This is a genomic window from uncultured Campylobacter sp. (assembly GCF_963517995.1).
Taxonomy (GTDB): domain Bacteria; phylum Campylobacterota; class Campylobacteria; order Campylobacterales; family Campylobacteraceae; genus Campylobacter_A.
The window spans coordinates 1-3,902 of the sequence record NZ_CAUQHQ010000174.1 but is presented as its reverse complement, the minus strand read 5'-3'; the positions used below and the strand labels follow the sequence as shown (position 1 = coordinate 3,902).

The window sequence follows — 3,902 nt, the reverse complement described above, 5'->3', positions numbered from 1 at the left end:
TTGCGCTGGATATATCTAGGCTACTATGTCAAAAACTGCCCTAGCCTAGCCTACAAGGCTGACTACAAGCCATACGAGCGCCTGTGCGAATACGTCCCGCTAGACGAAACGCCCGTGTGGGAAAAAGCGGAATAAAAAATGCTTTCAAATGCGTTTTATAAAGGCAAAATTTGATAAAAGTAAGTCAAAATCTAGAATCTCTAAGCATAGAAACATCAGACGCGGATCTGTTTTTCGAGCTGCAAGCGCTCATAAAGCGAAACTTCGCCAAGACGCTGGGGCAAAAAGGCAAAGTGATGTCGTTTTACGACGAAAACGAGAAGGTTCAGCGCAAATATTTCGTCAAATTTCTAAAAAAACTCTGCCAAAGATACGAGCTAAAAAACGTAAATTTAAACTTCGCCGAGTATAAAACCATCAAACTCCACTACATCCAACCAAACTCGCTAAAAGCCATGGTTTTTGTTGATGTCGCCTTCGTACGGGGCGGCGCGATATTTAGCTTCGATCGCTCAAATGAAGCCTTCATCTCGCACATAATTAGAGGCTTTGAGTCAAAGCAAATTTTATCCGCCGAGGGTCAAATCGCCCTAAATATCGCAAATTTGGGCGAATGCGCACGCCTAGAGGAGCTGTTTAACAAAAGCGAATATATGAAATTTTCGATCATCTTTAACTATAACGAAGAGGAATTTGAAAAATTTAAAAAACAGATCAAAATCTGCGCCAAGAAAAACGAGGCCAAATTTGCAGCACTTGCTAGCCTTTTCGAGGATCATTTCGCAGTGCTTGGATGCGATAAAAACGATAGCTTTGAAGAGGTGCGAAACAGCTATCTGGAGCTAGTTAAAGCCTATCACCCCGACTTTCACGCTGCGCTTAGCCCCGAGCTTTTGGACGAGTGCAAAACGCAGTTTCAGCGTATCCAAAATGCCTATGAGAGCTTGAAGCCTTATTTTAAGGAGCTTGAAGCGGGGGCGGCGGAATAAGATTTAAATTTTAGACTTTAGCATAAAAAATATAATTTAGTAACCGTTTAATAGTGCCCTGAAAAATCACGCAAACTATAGCCATAATTAACGCGTAAGGGCCCATAAACAACATCAAAATCAAAGAAATAGTAAGATTAAAAACGTAAAAGTAACTATCGCCGTTGCTATCGTCGAAAAATATATCTATAGGCGTTATTTTAATATTTTGATCGCAAGGAATAAGCCCTAAACAGCGAAACAACCAAAAAAACGGTATAGCCAAAATCAAACCGAAAAATAAACCACCCATGATGTTGTCCGTGCCAGGAGCGATGCCCTCAATCAAATAAGTACTCGCAATGCCTAAAAATAGGACAAAAAGAATAAAAAATATGCGCTTCATATGGATATTTTAAATTTTCGAGACTTAAAAATCAAGAGAAATACGATGCGAGCCTCGCCAAAACTCCGCTTAAATTTTAAATTTAAGCTTAAATTTGCGGCGTGCTCGGCAAATTTGCCCCGCTCCAAGCGTCAAATTTTACTTACCCGATTGCAGCAGATAGGTCTTTTTGCGCTCGCTGGAGCTGCCGATATTTAGAGCGAGGCGGTATTTGGTTATCGTGCGGCGGACGACCTCGACATTAAATTCCTTCTTTATAAACTCCAAAATTTTTAGATCGCTAAGCGGCTTGGCGGGGTTTTCGTTGCGAACCAAATTTGCTACGAAGTCCTTGATGGCCTTGTTTGAGACGTCCTCATCGATCGCAGCGGAAAAAAAGCTCTTTATAGGTACGAGCCCGCGCGAGCACTCGAGGTATTTGTTTGAGATGCCGCGCGAGATGGTCGACGGGTTTCGCCCCAGATCCTCGGCGATATCTTTTAGGCGCATAGGCTTGATGTCACCGCCGAAAAAATAATCATACTGATACTCCACTAGCATGAGGGCGATCTTACGCAGCGTGGCTTTTCGCATATCAAGCGCGTCTATGAGGTCCTTTGCCTCTTTTACGCGCGAGGCGACGAAGCTCTCCTTTTCGTCCAGCCCCTCGACATCGATGACGATCTCGGGGTAAAAGTCGTCGTTGATGCGCACCTCGATACCGCCTGAGCTAGTGTCTATGACGATGTCGGGGATGATCGCCGCAGCCTCGCTCATATACTCGATCGCGGGCGGATTTTTTAGCCTCTTTATGACGGCGAGAGCTTCGTTGTAGAGCGGGATTTTACGCATTTGGGAGAGGTTTTCGAAATTTAACGCAAGCTTTTTGGCACTTTCAAAGAGCTTCTCGTCCAAATTTAGCTCCTCAAGCTGAAACAAAAAGCTCTCTTTGTAGTCCTTTGCGCCGATGCCGGCGGGCTCTAGGTAGGCAAACCGCTTTCGCACCGACTCGATCTCCGCCTCGCTAAATTCGTCAAACGTTTCAGGCTCGTAGTAGCCCTCCTCGTTTATGCATTCGATGATTTTCATCGCGATTTTTTGGGACTTTTCGGTCGGAAAAAGAGGCTTATCTATCTGCTCGATTAGCTTGTCGTAAAGCCCTGTTTTAGCCACGCTAAAGCTTTCGATACTATCGGTTACGCTGTTTTTTGATATTTCTTTGAAGAAATTTTTATCTTTTTTAGACGGTGCAGCGCTCGGTAGCTCGCTCAAATTTCGTTGCTGCACGCTTGCAAACGGATTATCCGCTAAAAACGGCTCAAGCGTCTCCTTTAGCTCCTCGACGCTGCTGCTTAGTATCGGCAGCCACGAACGCAACGTGTGCGAGAGCTTATTTTTGGGAGCTTGAGTTTGCTTTAGCATTATTCTGCAAATTTAAACTCTTCGCCCAGATAGTGGGTGCGCACGAGTTTGTTGTTCGCGACTTCGTTCGCACTGCCGCTAGCTAGCAGGCTACCGTCCTTGATCACGTAGGCGCGGTCGCAGATGGCTAGCGTCTCGCGGACGTTGTGGTCGGTGATGAGCACGCCTATGCCAAGCTTTTTTAGATCGCGAACGATGCTTTGTATGTCGCTAACGGCGATCGGATCGACGCCGGCAAAGGGCTCATCCAGTAGCAAAAATTTAGGCGTGATGATGAGGCTTCTAGCGATCTCGCAGCGCCTGCGCTCGCCGCCGCTTAGGCTCACGCCCTTTCGCAGGCGTATCGGCTCAATATTTAGCAAATTTAGCATTTCATTTACTTTTTTCTCGCGGACGGCCTCGTCTTTATATAATATCTCGGCGCCGAGCAGTAAATTTTCCTCGACGGAGAGGTCTTTAAATATACTTGATTCTTGCGGCAGATAGCCGATCCCCATATGCGCGCGCTTGTGCAGAGGCACCTTCGTCACGTCTGTGCCGTCTAAAAATACGCTGCCGCTAGAGGGCGAGATGAGCCCGCAGATCATATAAAACGTCGTCGTTTTACCCGCGCCGTTTGGGCCCAGCAGCCCTACTATCTCCCCGCTTTTGACCTCTAGCGAGATGCCTTTTATGATGTTTGTTTTCTTGATCGTTTTTTGTAAATCTTTAACTTCTAATTTATGCACCGTAAACCTCGTATTTTCGCCCTTTTTGGCTAGGCGAGATGACTACCTTGACGCATTTTTCGCCCAAATTTTCTAGCGCCTTTTCCAGTCGCTCGTCGCCCCACTCTACTAGATGAAGCCCCTCTTCTAGCAAATTTTCAAAAAGCCCGTTTTGTAAAATCGCGTCAAGTCCGTTTTGATAGATATCGTAGTGATAAATTTTATCTCCATAGCTTTGCATGACCGAAAACGTCGGCGAAGTAACCTCTGCATCGATGCCGCGAGCCTTTACGATAGCTTTAACCAGCGTCGTTTTACCGCTAGCTAAATTTCCCTGCAAGATAACGACGCCTCTTTGGGGTAAAATTTTTACCACTTCATCAAGCTCGTCTAGTCCCAAATTTAGCTCTATCATAGCTC

At 45.6% G+C, this 3,902-nt stretch carries 4 protein-coding genes and 1 pseudogene; 2 read left to right on the top strand and 3 right to left on the bottom strand.

The window, feature by feature from the left end; all coding sequences use genetic code 11:
- Positions 1-135: pseudogene (locus RYL88_RS12005) on the top strand (arginyltransferase); the annotation flags it as partial.
- Positions 136-170: 35 nt separating this feature from the next.
- Entirely contained in the window at positions 171-989 is an 819-nt protein-coding gene (locus RYL88_RS12000) for an adenylosuccinate lyase (protein WP_314991586.1), read from the top strand.
- A gap of 523 nt (positions 990-1,512) precedes the next feature.
- Here the strand turns inward: RYL88_RS12000 and RYL88_RS11995 are convergent.
- Genes RYL88_RS11995 through tsaE form a run of 3 tightly spaced genes read right to left on the bottom strand, consistent with a single transcriptional unit; the run spans position 1,513 to position 3,897 of the window.
- Entirely contained in the window at positions 1,513-2,775 is a 1,263-nt protein-coding gene (locus RYL88_RS11995) for an RNA polymerase factor sigma-54 (protein WP_122863013.1), read from the bottom strand.
- A complete protein-coding gene (gene lptB / locus RYL88_RS11990) occupies positions 2,775-3,503 on the bottom strand; it encodes an LPS export ABC transporter ATP-binding protein (protein ID WP_314991583.1) in 729 nt (242 codons plus the stop codon). The genes RYL88_RS11995 and lptB overlap by 1 nt, the downstream gene beginning before the upstream one ends.
- A complete protein-coding gene (gene tsaE / locus RYL88_RS11985; protein WP_314991588.1) occupies positions 3,496-3,897 on the bottom strand; it encodes a tRNA (adenosine(37)-N6)-threonylcarbamoyltransferase complex ATPase subunit type 1 TsaE in 402 nt (133 codons plus the stop codon). The genes lptB and tsaE overlap by 8 nt, the downstream gene beginning before the upstream one ends.
- Positions 3,898-3,902 lie beyond the last annotated feature (5 nt).